The sequence below is a fragment of the Neoaquamicrobium sediminum genome, from assembly GCF_013240295.1.
GTDB classification, from domain to species: domain Bacteria; phylum Pseudomonadota; class Alphaproteobacteria; order Rhizobiales; family Rhizobiaceae; genus Aerobium; species Aerobium sediminum.
Map to the genome: position 1 here is coordinate 117,523 of NZ_JABETK010000004.1, position 18,770 is coordinate 136,292.

The 18,770-nt window shown below is 63.7% G+C and carries 13 protein-coding genes and 4 pseudogenes; 14 read left to right on the forward strand and 3 right to left on the reverse strand.

All coding sequences use genetic code 11. From position 1 onward, the window contains the following. The first annotated feature begins 170 nt into the window (after nt 1-170). The 10 genes and pseudogenes from tolQ (at nt 171) to HK436_RS26590 (ending at nt 11,708) form a co-directional block, all read left to right on the forward strand. The gene (gene tolQ, locus HK436_RS26545) at nt 171-887 is read left to right on the forward strand and encodes a protein TolQ (RefSeq protein WP_173194671.1); all 717 of its coding nucleotides are present in this window, start codon (nt 171-173) and stop codon (nt 885-887) included. A gap of 11 nt (nt 888-898) precedes the next feature. After that, complete coding sequence (gene tolR / locus HK436_RS26550) at nt 899-1,354, forward strand: protein TolR (protein ID WP_173194672.1); 456 nt, start codon at nt 899-901, stop codon at nt 1,352-1,354. 406 nt (nt 1,355-1,760) lie between these two features. Continuing rightward, complete coding sequence (tolA, locus tag HK436_RS33260; RefSeq protein ID WP_312860768.1) at nt 1,761-2,414, forward strand: cell envelope integrity protein TolA; 654 nt, start codon at nt 1,761-1,763, stop codon at nt 2,412-2,414. A gap of 94 nt (nt 2,415-2,508) precedes the next feature. After that, complete coding sequence (tolB, locus tag HK436_RS26560; RefSeq protein WP_244649477.1) at nt 2,509-3,789, forward strand: Tol-Pal system beta propeller repeat protein TolB; 1,281 nt, start codon at nt 2,509-2,511, stop codon at nt 3,787-3,789. Nucleotides 3,790-4,019: 230 nt separating this feature from the next. Further along, nucleotides 4,020-4,525 (forward strand): annotated as a pseudogene (gene pal, locus HK436_RS26565) (peptidoglycan-associated lipoprotein Pal). Between the two features lie 188 nt (nt 4,526-4,713). Beyond that, nucleotides 4,714-5,673: a tol-pal system protein YbgF gene (gene ybgF / locus HK436_RS26570; RefSeq protein ID WP_312860769.1), complete on the forward strand. Its 960-nt coding sequence runs from the start codon at nt 4,714-4,716 to the stop codon at nt 5,671-5,673. 10 nt (nt 5,674-5,683) lie between these two features. After that, the gene (gene tilS, locus HK436_RS26575) at nt 5,684-7,021 is read left to right on the forward strand and encodes a tRNA lysidine(34) synthetase TilS (protein ID WP_173194674.1); all 1,338 of its coding nucleotides are present in this window, start codon (nt 5,684-5,686) and stop codon (nt 7,019-7,021) included. A 119-nt stretch (nt 7,022-7,140) separates the two neighbouring features. Then, a pseudogene (gene ftsH / locus HK436_RS26580) lies at nt 7,141-9,080 on the forward strand (ATP-dependent zinc metalloprotease FtsH). Nucleotides 9,081-9,242: 162 nt separating this feature from the next. Then, nucleotides 9,243-10,019 (forward strand): sulfite exporter TauE/SafE family protein, encoded by a 777-nt coding sequence (locus HK436_RS26585; protein WP_173194840.1) that lies wholly within the window; start codon nt 9,243-9,245, stop codon nt 10,017-10,019. A gap of 48 nt (nt 10,020-10,067) precedes the next feature. Then, nucleotides 10,068-11,708: an acyl-CoA synthetase gene (locus HK436_RS26590; protein ID WP_173194675.1), complete on the forward strand. Its 1,641-nt coding sequence runs from the start codon at nt 10,068-10,070 to the stop codon at nt 11,706-11,708. A gap of 68 nt (nt 11,709-11,776) precedes the next feature. Here HK436_RS26590 and rpmF read toward each other — a convergent pair. Together rpmF and mtgA are read right to left on the reverse strand one after the other, a co-directional pair. Next, nucleotides 11,777-11,947, reverse strand: a pseudogene (rpmF, locus tag HK436_RS26595) (50S ribosomal protein L32); the annotation flags it as partial. Nucleotides 11,948-12,105: 158 nt separating this feature from the next. Beyond that, nucleotides 12,106-12,864, reverse strand: a complete 759-nt coding sequence (gene mtgA / locus HK436_RS26600; protein ID WP_376769217.1) for a monofunctional biosynthetic peptidoglycan transglycosylase — start codon at nt 12,862-12,864, stop codon at nt 12,106-12,108. 113 nt (nt 12,865-12,977) lie between these two features. On the opposite strand from mtgA, the gene HK436_RS26605 reads away from it, so the two are divergent. The 3 genes from HK436_RS26605 to HK436_RS33830 all read left to right on the forward strand — a co-directional run bounded on the left by HK436_RS26605 (nt 12,978) and on the right by HK436_RS33830 (nt 16,511). Further along, a complete protein-coding gene (locus HK436_RS26605) occupies nt 12,978-13,889 on the forward strand; it encodes a polyprenyl synthetase family protein (protein ID WP_376769218.1) in 912 nt (303 codons plus the stop codon). Between the two features lie 85 nt (nt 13,890-13,974). Continuing rightward, entirely contained in the window at nt 13,975-16,125 is a 2,151-nt protein-coding gene (locus HK436_RS26610; protein WP_376769219.1) for an ATP-binding protein, read from the forward strand. Between the two features lie 26 nt (nt 16,126-16,151). Beyond that, a complete protein-coding gene (locus HK436_RS33830) occupies nt 16,152-16,511 on the forward strand; it encodes a response regulator (RefSeq protein WP_376769220.1) in 360 nt (119 codons plus the stop codon). 10 nt (nt 16,512-16,521) lie between these two features. Here the strand turns inward: HK436_RS33830 and ispG are convergent. After that, nucleotides 16,522-17,774, reverse strand: a pseudogene (gene ispG, locus HK436_RS26615) (flavodoxin-dependent (E)-4-hydroxy-3-methylbut-2-enyl-diphosphate synthase). A gap of 178 nt (nt 17,775-17,952) precedes the next feature. On the opposite strand from ispG, the gene HK436_RS26620 reads away from it, so the two are divergent. After that, a complete protein-coding gene (locus HK436_RS26620; RefSeq protein ID WP_173194678.1) occupies nt 17,953-18,735 on the forward strand; it encodes a 3-hydroxybutyrate dehydrogenase in 783 nt (260 codons plus the stop codon). The last annotated feature ends 35 nt before the right edge of the window (nt 18,736-18,770 follow it).

The window sequence follows — 18,770 nt, forward strand, 5'->3', positions numbered from 1 at the left end:
GAACGTCGCGTGAATTCGACGCGCCTTCGTTTCACCAAATTTGGCCCGGAAAAGGCCGAAACCGCGCATTGAGGGCGAGTTCGGACCGACGACGGACCGAGGTCGATAGGGAATGATGCGCACGGGCAGCCGCTGGCGAATGCCCGACACTCTTTAGGGACTAAGGATTCATGGAACAAATGGCTCTTGCCGCGCCCGGCGGCGACCACTCCATATGGGCCCTGTTCATGCAGGCCGGCTGGGTTGTCAAGCTGGTGATGATCGGCCTTATAGCTGCATCGGTCTGGACCTGGGCCATCATCGTCGACAAGCTGCTCTCCTACGGTCGCATGCGCGCTTCGCTGAGCCGCTTCGAGGAGGTTTTCTGGTCGGGACAGTCGCTCGAAGATCTCTACCGGTCGCTTTCTGAACGCAAGACGACCGGCATGGGCTCGATCTTCGTCGCCGCCATGCGTGAATGGAAGAAGAGTTTCGAAAAGGGCGTGAAATTGCCGCTTAGCCTCCAGACCCGCATCGACAAGGCGATGGACCTGGCACTGACGCGCGAGATGGAGCGTCTGGAAGGGCGGCTCGGCTTCCTCGCTTCCGTGGGTTCGGCTGCACCCTTCATCGGACTTTTCGGCACCGTCATCGGCATCATGACCTCATTCCAGGCAATTGCGGGTTCCGGCGCCACCAACCTTGCAGTCGTCGCGCCCGGCATCGCCGAAGCCCTTCTGGCGACGGCCCTCGGCCTGCTGGCGGCCATCCCCGCGACCATCGCCTACAACAAACTGTCGTCCGACGCGGGCAAGATCGGACTGCGTATGGAAGGCTTCGCCGACGAGTTCTCGGCCATACTGTCGCGGCAAATCGATGAAAAGGTCGTCACGCGGGCGGCGGCTTAGGAGCGGGTTCCATGGGAATGTCAATCGGCCAGACCGGCGGACGCGGTGGACGCGGCCACAGACGACGCGGGCGGCACCATAAGCTCGTGTCTGAGATCAACGTCACGCCATTCGTCGACGTGATGCTGGTGCTGCTCATCATCTTCATGGTCGCAGCACCCCTGCTTACGGTCGGCGTGCCAATCGAACTGCCCGAAACGCAGGCCCGCGCTCTGAATGCCGAAACGCAGCCCATCACCGTATCGGTCAATCGCGAAGGTCAGATATTCCTTCAGGAAACCGAGATCGCGATCGACGAGATCGTTCCCAAGCTGCAGGCCATTGCTCAGACGGGCTACGAGGAGCGTATTTTCGTGCGCGGTGACCGCGATGCAGATTATGGCACGGTCATGCGCGTCATGGCGCGCATCTCGTCGGCAGGTTACCGCAACCTGGGTCTCGTGACGCTGCAGGAACAGGATAGCTGAAAGGCATGAAGGCCGGGCTGACGACATCGTTGGTGCTGCATACGGTCGTGCTGGGCTTCGGGCTCTTCACGCTGTCGTCGCCGCGTCCGATGGAGGTTGCCGACGTCGAGTCCTTCCCGGTCGACATCGTCCCCATGGCCGAGTTCGCGCAAAGCGTACAGGGCGAACGCGAGGCACCCGCCGCCGAGCGTCCCGCGCCCACGCCAACCACACGGACCGATGTCGTCGAGGATGCGCAGCGCGTTGGCGACAACACGGTCGACACGACCGCGCCGCCGACACCCGACCGCGGCCGCGGCCCGTCGAAACGGCCGAGGCACCGCCTCCCGCGCCGACCCCTCCGACGCCCGCACCCGAGCCGGCCCCCGAACCAGAGCCTCAGGCCGAACCGGAACGCCCCGAACCGGTGCCGACCACCGAGGTTGCTCCCGAGCCCCGCCCGCAGCAGGAAGTCGCGCCTGATCCGGTACCGGAAACCGAGGTTGCCGAGGCTCCCGCGACAGAAAGCGTGAGCCTGCCCACGAGCGCGCCCACCCCGCAGTCGCGTCCGCAGCCGCCGCAGGCACAGGCCGCACGCACACCGGAACGTCGCGAACCCGAGCGCCAGAGGGAGCAGCGTCAGCAAGCCGCCGCCAGCGACCGCGACTCCGAGAACCTCGAGGATCAGGTTGCCGCCCTACTCAACCGCGATCGCGCGTCAGGCGGCGGCGCGCAGCGATCGAATGAACAGGCGGCGCTCGGCGGCCGGGAAACCACCGGTGCTCAACTGACTCAGACCGAGCGCGATGCGATCATCGCCCAACTGCGCAGTTGCTGGAATGTGCCAGTCGGCGCGGAAGGCTCATCTGACCTGCAGACCACGGTTCGGTTCCGTCTCGACCCCTCGGGCACCCTTGAGGGGAGCCCGGTTATCGAGAAGGCAAGCGGCAACCGGCAATTCGATGAAAGTACCACGCGCGCCATCCGCATCTGCAGCCAGCGCGGCTTCCAGCTTCCCAGCGACAAATACAACACCTGGTCGGAAGTCGTCGTGAACTTCGACCCGCGTGACATGTTCTGACCTGAATGGAACGCCATCAAACCGGCATGAGCCCTATCGGACCCATGAGGCCAAACGAATGATGAAATCCCTGACAAACCTATTCAAGATCGGAATGCTGGCAGCCGGCCTCGCGCTCGCCGCCTCGCAGCCCGCACGCGCCGTGCTAGAGATCGACATCACGCAGGGCGTGGTCGAGCCTCTGCCGGTCGCAATCACCGATTTCGTGTCGTCGGACGCCATCGGGCAGGAGATCTCGGCGGTCATCACCGCGGATCTGAAACGCTCCGGCCTGTTCGCCCCGATCGACAAGGCTGCATTCATCGAGACCGTGACCAACCCTGATGTTGCGCCCCGCTTCGATGACTGGAAGGTCATCAACGCGCAGGCCATCGTCACCGGGCGCGTTACCAAGGAAGCCGACGGCAGGCTGCGCGCCGAATTCCGCCTGTGGGATACCTTCGCGGGTCAGCAGCTGGTCGGCGAGCAGTTCTTCGCCAACCCAACGAACTGGCGACGCGTCGCCCACATCATCGCCGACGCCATCTACGAGCGGCTGACTGGCGAGAAAGGCTATTTCGACACGCGCGTGGTCTTCGTTGAGGAAACCGGCCCCAAGAACCAGCGCGTCAAGCGTCTGGCCATCATGGACCAGGACGGTGCCAATCAACGTGCGCTCTCCGACGGAAGATCGATCGTTCTGACCCCGCGCTTCTCGCCTAATCGACAGGAAATAACCTACATGTCCTACGAAAGCGGTCAGCCGCAGGTCTACCTGCTGCAGATCGAGACGGGACAGCGCGAACTTGTCGGCAATTTCCCCGGCATGACCTTCGCCCCGCGCTTCTCGCCAGATGGGCAGAAGGTGATCATGAGCCTCCTGCGAGACGACGGAAACTCCAACATCTACACGATGGATCTGCGCAGCCGCACCACCACGCGCCTGACCAGCTCCAACTCGATCGACACCTCCCCCTCCTACTCGCCGGACGGCAACCGGGTCGTCTTCACTTCGGACCGTGGCGGCCGCCCACACATCTACGTGATGGGCGCAGACGGCTCGAACCCGCAGCGCATATCCTTCGGCGACGGAACCTACTCGACGCCGGTGTGGTCGCCGCGCGGTGATCTCATCGCCTTCACAAAGCAGACGGGCGGCGAGTTCCAGATCGGCGTCATGCGTGTCGACGGCTCCGGCGAGCGCATCCTGTCTTCCGGCTTCCTTCAGGAAGGGCCGACCTGGGCTCCGAATGGGCGTGTTCTCATGTTCTTCCGCGAAGCTGCGGGCGGCGGTGGACCCCGTCTCTTCTCGATCGACCTGACCGGTCGTAACGAGCAGTCGATACCGACGCCGAATTTCGCTTCAGACCCGGCATGGTCACCTCTGCTCGACTAGCGTAAGCCCCTGGAACGGAAGGCGGTGTCGAACCGCCTTCCCGTCAAAACGCCGCGTTTCCGCCGCATTTCGGCCTAGTGTGCGCGACAAAGCTGGTGAGTCGACAGTCTGATCGGCATGGCACGGACGGGCCATTAGGACATCGTTAACCCTGTTTGTTGAGCGCAAGTTAACCGCGACATGGTTACTAGACGTTCACCACATTCAATAAATTGCGAAGGAGAGGCGGCATGCGCCGTATCGCAGCCATCACACGTAACCCTGCCGCCATTGTGCTGATCGCCATGCTGGCGATTGCCGGCTGCGCCAACAAGCAGACGCCGAACAATCCCGGCGATCTCGGCCTCGGTGGGGCCGGCTCCGCGACCCCGGGGTCTAGCCAGGACTTCACGGTGAATATCGGAGACCGCATCTTCTTCGACACCGACTCCTCGCTGATCCGCGCGGACGCCCAGCAGACCCTGAGCCGTCAGGCTCAGTGGCTGAACCAGTACGGCACCTACGCGATCACCGTCGAAGGCCATGCCGACGAACGCGGAACCCGCGAATACAACCTTGCACTGGGTGCGCGCCGCGCGGCAGCAGCCCGCGACTTCCTGGTCGCACGCGGCGTTGCGGCAAACCGCATCCGTACCATCTCGTACGGCAAGGAACGCCCGGTTGCCGTTTGCGACAACATCTCCTGCTGTCGCAGAACCGCCGCGCCGTCACCGTGCTGAACGGCGCCGGAAGCTGAACCGGACCGATATGCGTCGAGAAATGCGGGAGGCGGCCTTCAAGGCCGCCTCTTTTGCATTACCCGAAACAAAATTTGGCCGAACTCGGCGGTCCTGATAAAAGGGCCAAGATCGACCACTAGACCCAGCGAAAGAGCCAAAGGTGAAGAGACCTGACATGTTCCTGAGAACCTTCCTCGGCGGCATCGTGGCGCTGCCGATCATGCTGTCGGGGGCCGCTCATGCGCGCGACGTCGCAGCAAGCGTCCCGACGTCGACTGCGGCGCCCGCGATCGCCTTTTCGATGCCGTCGCTGCGCCTGCCCGGTGCAGCACAACCCGCGCCCCGCGCCGAGCTTGTGCAATACGCCCAGGTGACGGATCCGCGCGTCGCGCAGCTTGAAGAGCAGGTTCGCCAGCTCACCGGCACTCTGGAAGAACTGAATTTCCAGATCCTGCAGATGCAGGACCAGCTGCGCCGTATGCAGGAAGACAACGAGATTCGTTTCCAGGAGCTGGAGCAGAAGCGTTCCGACGCCGGAAGCGCAGCCCCGAGGCAGGATCGCGCCGCAGCCGGCGACAACTCTGGCCGCGGCTCCGGGGGCAGCGGTGACGATGACTTTTACGCTGCTGCGCCGCGCGTTGAAGACGGCAGCACGGTGACAGGCGCGCCGCCGCGCACCTTCGGCACCATCACCTTCGATGAGAACGGCAATGCGACCGGCGCCGGTCTGCCGGAACAGACCGATCAGGACACGACGGTCGCCGCGCTGCCGAGCGGCAGCGGCGGCGATGACGAGCTTTACCGCAACGCCTACGAGTTCATCCTCTCCGGCGACTACGGCACTGCCGAAACCGGTTTCCGCGATCTGCTGGCCCAGTATCCGGACAGCGAGCACGCAGCGGACGCGCATTTCTGGCTGGGCGAGGCACTGCTGGCACAACAGAAGCCGCGCGAGGCGGCCGAAATCTTTTCGGCGGCCAGCCGCGACTATCCGCAGGCACGCAAGGCGCCCGACACGCTTTTCAAGCTCGGCGTTTCACTGGCTGCGCTGAACCAGCGCGATGTCGCCTGCGCCACGTTCACTGAAGTGCTGCAGCGCTATCCGAATACGACCGACGCGCTGCGCGAGCGCATAAAGCAGGAACAGGCCCTGGCCTCCTGCTGACGAGCGGCCAATGGCGCTCGACCTCGATCGCATCTTTGGCGATCTCGCTCTCTCGCAACGGCAGAGCCTGGTCATAGCCGTTTCCGGCGGCAGCGATTCCCTCGCCCTCCTCCTTCTTCTCAAGAATTTCCTCGACCTGCGGGCACCAGCTGTCCGCGTACTTGCCGTGACGGTCGATCATGCCATGCGCACGGAAGCCGCCGCCGAGGCGCACGCCGTGGCGACCTTGTGCCAAAAGATCGGCGTCGAGCACAGGACGATGGTCTGGACCGGCGACAAACCCCGGACGGGCCTGATCGCCGCTGCCCGCGAGGCGCGCTACCGCCTGCTGGCAGAGGCTGCCGATAACGTTGGCGCGGATACGGTCTTTATCGCCCACACGATGGACGACCAGGCCGAGACAGTCGCCATGCGTGCACGACGCGGCGAAGGGCTAGGTCTCGCCGGCATGGCGCGCGCGACACTTTATGACGAGCGCATCTGGCTCGTCAGACCATTGCTGCAGGTCCGCCGGCAGGCGCTGCGAGACCATCTCGCCGCCGCCGGCATTCACTGGATCGACGATCCCACCAACGACAACCGGCGCTACGAACGCGTCAGGGTTCGCGCCGCTCTCGAAGATAACGAGGTACGGGCCCTCGCCGATCAGGCCGCAAGGGCAGGAAAGGCGCGGGCCGAGCTTGGCCGACAGGCCGCGAAGCTGATCGCTCGGTTCGTGACCATGCCGGCGCGCGGGCTTTTCCGCCTCGACCCGGAGATGTTCGACGGCAGCAACGCGGCGACCCATGCGCTGCGCATCTTCCTGGCCGTTGCCGGAGGCACGCCTCGCCTGCCCGATCACGATCGTGCGACCACTCTCGCCTGCCGCCTCGCAGCCGGCCCCTTGCGCGTCGCATTGTCGCGCGCGCTGGTCGACGCGCGAAAGTCGGGTGTCTGGATAAGGCGCGAGAACCGCAACCTGCCTGTCACGCAACTGTCTGCGACGCCGACTTTATGGGATGGACGCTGGCGTATCGCGGTGAAGGACAAGGCCATGGAACTGCAGGTCCGCGCTTGCCGCGAGGCGCGGCCGACCGTCGATGCAGCAAGCCGCTCCCACATACCGGAAAGTCTTGTTCGAGCGGCATTTTCTGCCGAACCCTGCATCTTTCGAGATGGCCGGATGATTGGCGCGGCGGAAAGCGGCGATGCCGATGCCCTGGGCATCTCGGCATCGCCCGTCGAGGCACTTTTCGCTCACTTCCTGCCCGAATTCGATCTCACCGCAGCACAGGCACTCCGCCGTGTGCTTGCTCGCCACACCCTGCCCGTCTCGCCTTGGAAGAAACACATTGACGCCGATGCTTAACCGCATGCCTTAGTTGCGCTTGGCAAGGCTGGGGCCGCTGCCTATGTTAGTCGCAGCACTTGCTCAATGGGACCAGTGTCCGTGATGGCTCGCCCGGCCGGACACCAACGGGAAACACGATGAATCCGAATTATCGCAACCTCGCGCTCTGGGCGATCATTGCCGTCCTGCTGATCGCACTTTTCAATCTGTTCCAGGCGCCACAGCAGCGTGGCGTATCGCGCGAGATTCCCTATTCGGAGTTCCTGCAGGAAGTTGAATCGGGCCGCGTCAACACGGTGACGATTTCCGGCAGCCGGATTTCCGGCACCTACGGCGACTCCAACAGCGGTTTCCAGACCTACTCGCCAGGTGATCCCTCGCTGGTCGAGCGGCTTGAGCAGCGCGGCGTCACGATCAACGCGCGACCGGAGACGGACGGCTCCAATTCGATCTTCGGTTACCTGATTTCCTGGCTGCCGATGATCCTGATCCTCGGCGTGTGGATTTTCTTCATGCGCCAGATGCAGTCCGGCTCCGGCCGGGCAATGGGGTTTGGCAAGTCCAAGGCCAAGCTTTTGACCGAGGCTCATGGCCGCGTCACTTTCCAGGACGTGGCGGGCGTCGACGAGGCCAAGCAGGACCTGGAGGAAATCGTCGAGTTTCTGCGAGACCCGCAGAAGTTCCAGCGACTTGGCGGCAAGATTCCGCGCGGCGTCCTGCTCGTCGGCCCTCCCGGAACCGGTAAGACGCTGCTTGCGCGTTCCGTTGCCGGTGAAGCCAACGTGCCGTTCTTCACGATCTCCGGTTCGGACTTCGTCGAGATGTTCGTCGGCGTCGGTGCCAGCCGCGTCCGCGACATGTTCGAGCAGGCCAAGAAGAACGCGCCCTGCATCATCTTCATCGACGAGATCGACGCGGTCGGCCGCCATCGCGGCGCCGGCCTTGGCGGCGGCAATGACGAGCGCGAGCAGACGCTGAACCAGCTTCTTGTCGAGATGGACGGCTTCGAGGCCAATGAGGGCATCATCCTCATCGCCGCGACCAACCGGCCCGACGTGCTCGATCCCGCACTTCTGCGTCCGGGCCGTTTCGACCGCCAGGTGGTCGTGCCCAACCCGGACATCATCGGCCGTGAGAAGATCCTCAAGGTGCATGTGCGCAACGTGCCGCTGGCGCCGAATGTCGACCTCAAGGTTCTCGCGCGCGGCACGCCAGGCTTCTCCGGTGCCGATCTGATGAACCTCGTCAACGAGGCCGCCCTGATGGCCGCGCGCCGTAACAAGCGCCTCGTGACGATGCTGGAGTTCGAGGACGCCAAGGACAAGATCATGATGGGCGCGGAGCGCCGCTCCAACGCCATGACGCAGGCCGAGAAGGAGCTGACCGCCTATCACGAGGCAGGCCACGCCATCACGGCGCTGCAGGTCCCCTCGGCCGATCCGCTGCACAAGGCGACGATCATCCCCGCGGCCGCGCACTCGGCATGGTCATGCAGCTTCCGGAGGGCGATCGCTACTCCATGAGCTACAAATACATGATCTCGCGTCTCGTCATCATGATGGGTGGACGCGTTGCCGAGGAAATCAAGTTCGGCAAGGAAAACATCACCTCTGGCGCGGCCTCCGACATCGACCAGGCGACCAAGCTCGCCCGTGCGATGGTCACGCGCTGGGGCTTCTCCGACAAGCTCGGCCATGTCGCCTATGGCGACAATCAGGAAGAGGTCTTCCTCGGCCATTCCGTCGCGCGCCAGCAGAACGTGTCGGAGGAAACGGCCCAGCTTATCGACGCGGAAGTGCGCCGCCTGATCGACGAGGCTTACAAGGAAGCGCATCGTATCCTCAAGGAGCATCGCGACGCGTGGCTCGCCATCGCCGAGGGGCTGCTCGAATACGAGACGCTTTCGGGCGACGAGATCAAGGCGATCATCAAGGGCGAGAAGCCCGCGCGCGATCTCGGCGACGACACCCCGCCGTCGCGTGGTTCCACCGTGCCGAAGGCCGGTGCCCGCAAGGACGACAAGAAAAAGGGTGGCGAAGAGCCCGACGCCGGCATGGAGCCCCAGCCCCAAGGGTGACAAGTCTCCGAGCGTAGCGAGGAGCCTTCGCGAAGCACAAGTCACGCAGTTTCAGAAAGGCGGTCGCATTCGCGGCCGCCTTTTCTTTTGCTGCATGGCGGGCCTCGCCAAAGCCAGTTGCAGCGGCTATGGCTTGCGGCGAAAGGCTTGTTCCCGCGCGCAATGGTCCCACTGCTTTCCGACCCCTGGTTCTATGCTGCCGCCGTTCCGGCGGTGGTGCTCGTCGGCCTGTCGAAGGGCGGACTGGGCGGCGCGATGGCGCTGATCGGCGTGCCGTTGATGGCTCTGGTGGTGTCCCCCGTGCAGGCTGCGGCGATCCTGCTGCCGATCCTCGTCGTCATGGACGTCGTGTCGCTGTGGACGTGGCGCGGCGAACGAGACCCCGTGACGCTGAAGCTGATGCTGCCGGCGGCCATGCTCGGCATCGGGCTTGGTTGGCTGACGGCGGCGGTGGTGACCACCGGCGCCGTACGGCTTATCGTCGGGCTCGTCGCGATCGCGTTCTTCGCCCGCTGGGCAACGCAGGGGATGGCGACCGTCGAGCGGCCGACGGACCACAGTCCCGCGCGGGCGGGCTTTTGGGGCATCGTCAGCGGCTTCACCAGCTTCGTCGCCCATGCAGGCGGCCCGCCCTATCAGGTCTATACCCTGCCGCTCGGCCAGCAGCCCGCACTTTTCGTCGGCACCAGCGTCATCTTCTTCGCCGTCGTCAATGCGGTGAAGCTGATCCCCTATTTTGCCCTCGGCCAGTTCGATGCCACCAATGTCACCGCCTCGCTGGTGCTCATGCCCATCGCTCCGCTGGCGACGCTTGCCGGGGCGTGGATCGTTCGCCGCATGAAGCCGGAAATCTTCTATCCGTTGATGTACGGCATGGTGCTGATCGTCGGCGCCAAGCTGGTGTGGGACGGCGCCTTCGAGATATGGGCGCAACCCTGATGACCGCCGCCGCGCCGTGTGCATAATCGCAGCGTGAAGGAGCTCCGCATGACCAATCCCTACGCGCTCGGCCTTGAGAAAAACGCCGCGAACTACCAGCCGCTGACGCCGCTTACCTATCTGGAGCGTGCGGCGAAAGTCTTCCCCGACCAAGTCGCCATCATCCACGGCGCGTCGCGCACCACTTATCGCGAATTCTGGCAGCGTTCGCTCAGGCTGGCCTCCGCGCTTGCAGGCAAGGGCATCGGCAAGGGCGACACGGTTTCGGTCATGCTGTCCAACACGCCTCCGATGCTGGAGGCGCATCACGGCGTGCCGATGGTCAAGGCTGTGCTGCACTCGCTCAACACGCGGCTCGATGCGGCGATCATCGCTTTCCAGCTCGACCATGCGGAAACCAAGGTACTGATCGTCGACCGGGAATTTTCCGGCGTGATGAAGGAAGCGCTGGCGCTGGCGACGGTCAAACCGTTCGTAATCGACTATGACGATCCCGACTACGGCGACGACGCGCCGTATCCTAAGGGCGAGCGTATCGGCGACACGGACTACGAGGCGTTCCTGTCATCCGGCGACGAGAACTTCGCCTGGGCAATGTCGGACGACGAATGGGATGCGATCGCGCTGAACTACACGTCGGGCACTACGGGAAATCCCAAGGGTGTCGTCTACCACCATCGCGGCGCGGCGCTGATGGCATATGCCAACACGATCCATGCGGGCATGGGCAGGCATCCGGTTTATCTGTGGACCCTCCCGATGTTTCACTGCAACGGCTGGTGCTTTCCGTGGACGCTGGCAGTCACCGGCGGAACCCATGTCTGCCTGCGCTGGGTCCGCGCCAGAGCCATGTACGACGCCATCGCCGACCATGGCGTGACACATCTGTGTGGCGCGCCGGTCGTCATGTCGACGCTGATAAACGCGGCTGACGACGAGAAGCGGGACTTTCCGCAAACCGTCACCTTCAACACCGCAGCCGCGCCACCGCCGGAAGCGGTGCTTTCCGGGATGGCGGATGCCGGCTTCGCCGTCACACATCTCTACGGACTCACCGAGACCTATGGCCCGGCCGTCGTCAACGAATGGCACGAGGGGTGGGACCAGCTTGACAAGGACGCGCGCACAGCCAGGAAGGCACGCCAGGGCGTGCGCTATGCAGCGCTCGAAAGTCTGACCGTCATGGACCCGGAGACGATGGAAGAAACGCCCGCCGACGGAACGACAATCGGTGAAGTCATGTTCCGCGGCAACATCGTCATGAAGGGCTACCTGAAGAACAAGGCAGCCAGCGACGAAGCCTTCGCCGGCGGCTGGTTCCACTCTGGCGATCTCGGCGTGATGCATCCCGACGGCTACATCCAGCTCAAGGACCGGTCCAAGGACATCATCATCTCGGGCGGAGAGAACATCTCGTCCATCGAGGTCGAGGATGCACTCTACAAGCACCCGGCGGTGGCGTCCTGCGGCGTTGTGGCGCGCGCGGACGACAAATGGGGTGAGACACCCGTCGCCTATGTGGAATTGAAGCCTGGCCGGACCGCGACCGAAGAGGAAATCATCGCACACTGCCGCGCGCTGCTTGCCCGCTTCAAATGCCCGCGCACGGTGATCTTCGCGGAAATCCCCAAGACCTCGACCGGTAAGATCCAGAAGTTCCGCCTGCGCGAGATGGCGAAGGAACTATAGATCAGCCCGAAACGAAAAAGACCGGCGCGAGGCCGGTCCTTTCAATCCGTGGATTGGCTAGCTTTCGCTCAGCCTTCCTTCGGCTCCAGCACCTGACGGCCGCGATACATGCCGGTCTTCAGGTCGATGTGGTGCGGGCGGCGCAGTTCGCCGGAATTCTTGTCCTCGACATAGGTCGGGGCCTTGAGCGCGTCGGCGGAGCGACGCATGCCGCGCTTCGACGGCGAGGTCTTTCTTTTGGTACAGCCATTGTCCTGCTCCGGTGTTCGGTCAAACGGCCGCTGCCGCCCTCGACAAAAGGGCCTCGCATCGCGGCCGAGAACCAGGAAAGTTGCGTGCCTATACACTCACGCGCCGGATTTGACCAGCACCGGCGCGCAAATTTTTGCGCGCCGCGTTAACGCAGGCACTGATTGTAGCCGCCTGCGTGGCCGGCCCGCCGCTCGATGGTGCGCGCGAGCCGTTCCAGACCCGGCCCCGGCTTGCCCGGCGTACGCGTCAGCGGGCTTGGAAGCGTCACCGCCAGCAGTGCGGCCTGTCGCGACGTCAGTTCGCTGCTCGACTTGCCGAAATGGTATTGTGCGGCGGCTTCGGCCCCGTAGATGCCTGGTCCCCATTCGGCGATGTTGAGGTAGATTTCCATGATCCGCCGCTTGGGCATCACGATGTCGAGGTAGATCGAATAAGGCAGCTCGATCGCTTTGCGCAGGTAGGATCGGCCGTGCCAGAGATAAAGATTCTTGACCGTCTGCATCGTGATGGTCGATCCGCCGCGCGTCGTCTCCCCGGCGAGCGTCTCTTCAAGCAGTACCTTGAACTCGGCCAGGTCGACACCGTCATGCGAGCAGAACTGTCCGTCTTCCGACATCATCACCGAGTGGATGAGCCTGTCGCCGATCTCATCGATAGGCGTCCAGCGTCGATCGTAGCCTTGCAGCGTAACGATGTCCTTCATCATCAGCGTTGACAGCGGGTGCACGGCCGGCGGCAGATAGGCGAACGTCAGCAGTGCCGGCAGCAGGCCCAGCACCACGACAAAAAGCACAACGCGGCGCAGCCAGACGCTCAGCCGGCTGCGCTGTCGCCCGCCCTTCCAGCGTTTCCGCCTCATCTCCGGCTCGATCTCGACAACCGGCTCTGTGGTCGGCTTGTCCACCCTTGCGCCTCGCACTTCATCTTTCCCGAATACAGACGCAAAGGGCAATGCGCAACGCCGCGGACCGCTTGACGCGGGCTGTATTTGCCCCCATGCCTCGCGCCATGGAACAGATGACCGCCCCCGCTGATTTCGAGATGGCGCTCGCCGATAGGGCACGGAATGTCGAGCAGTGCCTGCAGGCGCTTTTGACCACCAAACCTCGCGAGGGCGAGATCGCACGGCCAGAGGAACTGATGCAGGCCATCAGGCACGGCGTGCTGGGCGGCGGCAAGCGCCTGCGCCCGTTCCTCCTGATGGAAAGCGCCGCCTTGTTCGATGCCGACGGGCTTGCGGCCTTGCGCGTGGCTGCGGCGCTGGAATGTGTGCACTGCTATTCGCTGATCCATGACGACCTGCCGGCGATGGACGATGATGACCTGCGCCGCGGCCGCCCGACCGTTCATCGGGCTTTCGACGAAGCAACCGCGATTCTCGCCGGCGACAGCCTGCTCACCTACGCCTTCGACATCGTTGCCGACGAGGAGACCGAGCTGCCCGCCGAAACGCGCGCACGGCTCGTGCTCCTGCTTGCGCGTGCAGCCGGCATGGGCGGCATGGCTGGAGGCCAGGCCCTCGACCTGCAGGCGGAGCGCGAGAAACCCGACGAACAGGGCATCATCAAGCTTCAGGCGATGAAGACCGGCGCGCTGATACGCTTTGCCTGCGAGGCAGGCGCGATTATCGGCGCGGCAGCGGAGCCGGAGCGGCAACGGCTAACCGAATTCGGACAGGCGACCGGCCTTGCGTTCCAGCTTGCCGACGACCTGCTGGACGCCACTTCGGATGCCACCGCCCTTGGCAAGGCAGCGGGCAAGGATGCCGAGGCTGGCAAGGCAACGCTCGTCGCACTGCATGGCATCGACTGGACGCGCCAACAGCTTTCCGGGCTGGTGGACCAGGCAAACGCGTTGCTTGAACCCTTCGGCGAGCGCGCTGCGACACTGCGTCAGGCCGCACAATTCATCGCGCTGCGTTCGTTCTGAAGCCCAAACTCCCTCGATTAACAGCGCTTTAATCGGATTGCTCGATTTTGAGCGATGTGTGTCGGGTAACGGGTCTTCGGGGTCAATGTCGTTTGCTGTAACACGCGCCTATATGCGCGGCCGTCTGATCTTCATCATGACCGGCTTCCTGCTTGCTGTCGGCATCGGCGCCGCGCTGATCAACTGGCAGGCAGGCGAGGCCAAGACCAGCGCCAAATTCGGCGCCGTTCTCGGCGAAATGAGCGAGGCCACCGGCGAGGTCATTTATTACGCGCTGATGCTGGACCAGACCCGCCTGAAGTCTGAACTCGCAGCCCAGAAGGCGCGACGATCGGTTTCCGTAGAACTCGGAAATGGCGACGTAGGACTGCCTGCCTCCACCCAAGCGCGCCCCGCCGCCGGTGGCAGTGCCGCCATGGCAGACGTGCAAGGCAAACTTCACGGGGCCATCGACCGTCTCGATCTGGCATACAGGGCATTCGGACGCGCTGCGGGTACGGAAATCGCCGTGGGCGAATCGCAGCTCGACACTCCCATGCATCAACCAGCCGATCTCGAGCCCGTCCTCGCGGAGATCGAAGGCCTGACGGCGCCGGAATCGATCGTCCGGCTATGGAACGGTGGCGGTCAAGCCGGCTCCCTTAAACAGGACGTGCTTGAAGTCGTCACGCTCGCGAACCGTCTCGATCTCTTCGCGGACTATTCGCTGCCCGCCGCCCAGCGCGTATTCACCCAGATGCAGACGATCGCCAGCGAGCGTGTCCGGCCAAATCTGGACAGCATCACCGCAGAACTGCGCGCAGACACCATCAAGGGCTACGGCTGGCTGGAAAAAATCCTCTACGCAGTGGCCGGGGTGATCTTTCTGGTCAGCGTCGGCACGACCCTGTGGGTCTTCGTGCCGATGATGCGCAACATCGCCAAGGCGCACGACGATTTGCGCGAGGCGAACGCCTCGATGGAAGCTGCCCGCATCAAAGCGGAATCGGCAGATCGGGCCAAGTCGGAATTCCTGGCCAATATGAGCCACGAAATCAGGACGCCGATGAACGGCGTGCTTGGCATGGCCGAATTGCTGGTGCGCACCGATCTGGACAGCCGGCAGAAAACCTTCGCCGATGTGATCCTAAAATCCGGAAATGCACTGCTGACGATTATCAACGACATTCTCGACTTCTCGAAGATCGACGCTGGACAGCTTAGCCTCGACCCTGCGCCATTCCGTCTTGGCGAGGCGATTGAAGACGTCGCAACCCTGGTCTCGACGCGCGTTGCCGAAAAGGATCTCGAACTCATCGTTCGTGTCGATCCCGACCTGCCGGGATGCGTCGTCGGCGACGTCGGACGGATCCGCCAGATTGTCACGAACCTTGTCGGCAACGGCGTCAAGTTCACAGAGAAGGGTCACGTGCTGGTCGATGTAAGCGGTCACGTCGAAAGCGACACCGCCTACGTTACCGTCCGCGTAGAGGATACCGGCATCGGCATTCCCGACGACATGCTGGCCAAAGTGTTCGAGAAGTTCAGCCAGGTCGATGCTTCGTCCACCCGCCGGCATGAAGGAACCGGCCTCGGGCTGGCCATCGCCTCGCGGCTTGTCGAATTGATGGGCGGCGAGATGGGCGTCTCAAGCGACTTCGGCAAGGGTTCGACCTTCTGGTTCACGGTCCCGCTGCCGGTTCACGCCGATCTTGAACCGACGCTGCCGGTCCCGGTCGATGTTTCCGGGGCACGCGTGCTCGTCATCGACGACAACCGCGTCAACAGAGACATTCTTCTGGAGCAGCTCAGAAGCTGGCATTTCGACTGCGCAGCCGCGGAAAACGGCGAAGTCGGCCTCGCGTTCCTCGATCGCGCAACACAGCTCGGCGCCCGTGTCGACTGCATCATTCTCGACTACCAGATGCCCGGCATCAACGGGCTTGAGGTTGCCCGCAGGATCGCCGCGAATCCGGCGACATGGGATATTCCTGTCCTGCTCCTGACGTCCGTGGATCAGGCGATCACCGGGCACCTGACGATCGAGTCCGGGATTTCGGCGCATCTGAACAAGCCAGCGCGCGCTTCCGCCCTGCTGGAGACCCTCGTCACCATCATGCAGAAGGCAAAGGCGATGCCGAAACGCGACCGCCTTGCCGCCAGCCCGCAAGCTGTCCACAATTTCGCGCCCAAGCCGGTCGTCCGAATCCCGACCGGCCAATTGCGTCCGTTCGATCCGGCGGGGGCCGGCCGCTAGACATTCTCGTCGCCGAGGACAACGAGGTGAACCAGCTCGTCTTCAGCCAGATCCTCGACGGCCTCGGCCTTGCCTACAGGATCGCTTCCAACGGACGCACGGCCGTGGAGATGCACCGCACATTGAAGCCGCGCCTCATCCTCATGGACGTGTCGATGCCGGAGATGAACGGGCTGGAGGCGGCAGCCGCGATCCGCCGCGCGGAAGTCGGCATGGGCACCCGTACGCCGATCATCGGCGTCACCGCCCATGCGCTAAAGGACGACCGCGAGATGTGCATCGAAGCGGGCATGGACGATTACCTGTCCAAGCCGGTCTCACCCAACAAGCTAGCCGCCAAGATCAACGCATGGATCGGCAGTGATGCGGTAGCGTTGAGCGCCTAGACCGGCTGCCCTACTCCGCCGCCTGCCTTCCGCCGGCGCCGAAGCGCTGCTCGATGTACTCCGCGACCATCTTTTGGAAATCGTCGGCGATCTGCGGGCCGCGCAGCGTCGCGGCTTTCTGACCATCGATGAAGACGGGCGCCGAAGGCGTCTCGCCCGTGCCCGGCAGGGATATGCCGATATCGGCATGCTTGGATTCGCCCGGGCCGTTGACGATGCAGCCCATCACGGCGACCTTGAGTTCTTCGACCCCCGGATATTTCTCGCGCCAGACCGGCATGTTGCGCCGGAGGTCGTCCTGGATGGTGGCGGCAAGCTCCTGGAACACGGTCGACGTCGTGCGGCCGCAACCGGGACAAGCCGCCACGATCGGCACGAACTGGCGGAAGCCCATGGTCTGAAGAAGTTCCTGAGCGACCTGAACCTCGCGCGTGCGGTCGCCGCCGGGTTCCGGCGTCAGCGAGATGCGGATCGTGTCGCCGATACCCTGCTGCAGCAGGATGCCCATGGCGGCGGACGATGCGACCACGCCCTTTGTGCCCATTCCCGCTTCCGTGAGACCCAGATGCAGTGCATGGTCGGAACGCTTGGCAAGCTCCACGTAGACGGCGATAAGGTCCTGAACCTGGCTCACCTTGGCCGACAGGATGATCTTGTCGCGCGGCAGGCCGATCTCCTCGGCCATCGTCGCCGAAATCAGCGCCGACTGCACGATCGCCTCGCGCATCACCTCGATCGCCGTCATGGGCGAGCCCTGAGCCTGATTCTGGTCCATGAGGCGCGTCAGCAGTTCCTGGTCGAGCGAGCCCCAGTTGACGCCAATGCGCACCGGCTTGTCGTAGCGGATGGCGGTCTCGACGATGGCGCCGAACTGCCGATCCTTCTTCTCCTTGAAGCCGACATTGCCCGGATTGATCCGGTACTTGGCCAGCGCTTCGGCGCAATCCGGGTGGTCGGCCAGCAGCTTATGCCCGATATAGTGGAAATCGCCGACGAGCGGCACGTGGCAGCCGAGCCGCGCCAGGCGATCCCGTATGCGAGGCACGGCTGCGGCCGCCTCGTCGCGGTCCACCGTGATCCGAACGATCTCGGAGCCAGCGCGGTGGAGCGCTGCCACCTGGGCCACGGTCGCGTCAATATCAGCCGTGTCGGTATTGGTCATCGACTGAACGACGACCGGGGCGTCGCCCCCACGATGACATCGCCGACGGCGACACCGACCGAATGGCGTCGTGCAAGGGGGCGGTCAAGGAATTGCTGCATCGGGTCGAACTCGTTGTCGCCTGTTCGCGGCGATATCTATGCCTTGATACCGTCTAGCACAATCCGCCAAAACTGACATGACAAAGGCGACACGGCGCTTACCGGCCGGCAAGGTTGGATTTTATGCTGCGCTGCAATAAATCTGCATCAAGGGAAATGGACACGCGAAGGAAGAGCCATGCTGACCGGAAAAACGGCAATCGTGACGGGATCGACCTCAGGCATCGGCTTGGCCATAGCCGAGGCGCTGGCAGCCAAGGGCTGTGCCGTCGTCATCAATTCGTATTCCGACAGCCAGGAAGACCATGCGATAGCCGCCGGCGTAGCGGAGCGCCATGGCGCCGAAGCCGTTTACATCAAGGCGGACATGTCGAAGCCTGACGACTGCCGCATGCTGGTCGAGAAGACGGTCTCGCGCTTCGGCACGGTCGATATTCTCGTCAACAATGCGGGCATCCAGTTCGTGGCCCCCGTCGACGAGTTCCCTGCGGAACGCTGGGATGCCATCATCGCCATCAATCTGAGCTCGGCCTTCCACACTGCGGCGGCAGCGATCCCCCACATGAAAGCGTCCGGCTGGGGCCGCATCGTGAACATCGCATCGGCGCATGGGCTACGGGCCTCACCGAACAAGTCTGCCTATGTCGCGGCCAAGCACGGCGTGGTGGGGCTTACCAAGACCATCGCGCTCGAGTTGGCAGGTCAGGGTGTGACCAGCAACGCCGTATGCCCCGGCTTCGTGCTCACACCGCTCGTCGAAACGCAGATCGAGGACCGCGCGAAAGAGACGGGCCTCGACCGCGAGACCACCATCCGCGACGTTATCCTTGCCAAGCAGCCGTCGAAGCAGTTCGCGACCGTCGAGCAGATCGCCGCCTCGACGGCCTTTCTGTGCTCCGACGATGCGGCACAGATCACGGGCACCACGCTGTCCGTCGATGGCGGCTGGACGGCGCAATAGGATCTCCAACCTTTCGGGAGGCAACCGGGAGGCAT

Excerpts from the sequence above, each read along its gene's own strand:
- tolQ (WP_173194671.1), top strand. The coding sequence starts at position 171 with ATGGAACAAATGGCTCTTGCCGCGCCCGGCGGCGACCACTCCATATGG.
- HK436_RS26620 (WP_173194678.1), top strand. The coding sequence starts at position 17,953 with ATGCTGACCGGAAAAACGGCAATCGTGACGGGATCGACCTCAGGCATC.
- tilS (WP_173194674.1), top strand. The coding sequence starts at position 5,684 with ATGGCGCTCGACCTCGATCGCATCTTTGGCGATCTCGCTCTCTCGCAA.
- tolB (WP_244649477.1), top strand. The coding sequence starts at position 2,509 with ATGCTGGCAGCCGGCCTCGCGCTCGCCGCCTCGCAGCCCGCACGCGCC.
- HK436_RS26610 (WP_376769219.1), top strand. The coding sequence starts at position 13,975 with ATGTCGTTTGCTGTAACACGCGCCTATATGCGCGGCCGTCTGATCTTC.
- tolR (WP_173194672.1), top strand. The coding sequence starts at position 899 with ATGGGAATGTCAATCGGCCAGACCGGCGGACGCGGTGGACGCGGCCAC.
- HK436_RS26590 (WP_173194675.1), top strand. The coding sequence starts at position 10,068 with ATGACCAATCCCTACGCGCTCGGCCTTGAGAAAAACGCCGCGAACTAC.
- HK436_RS26585 (WP_173194840.1), top strand. The coding sequence starts at position 9,243 with ATGGTCCCACTGCTTTCCGACCCCTGGTTCTATGCTGCCGCCGTTCCG.
- HK436_RS26605 (WP_376769218.1), top strand. The coding sequence starts at position 12,978 with ATGACCGCCCCCGCTGATTTCGAGATGGCGCTCGCCGATAGGGCACGG.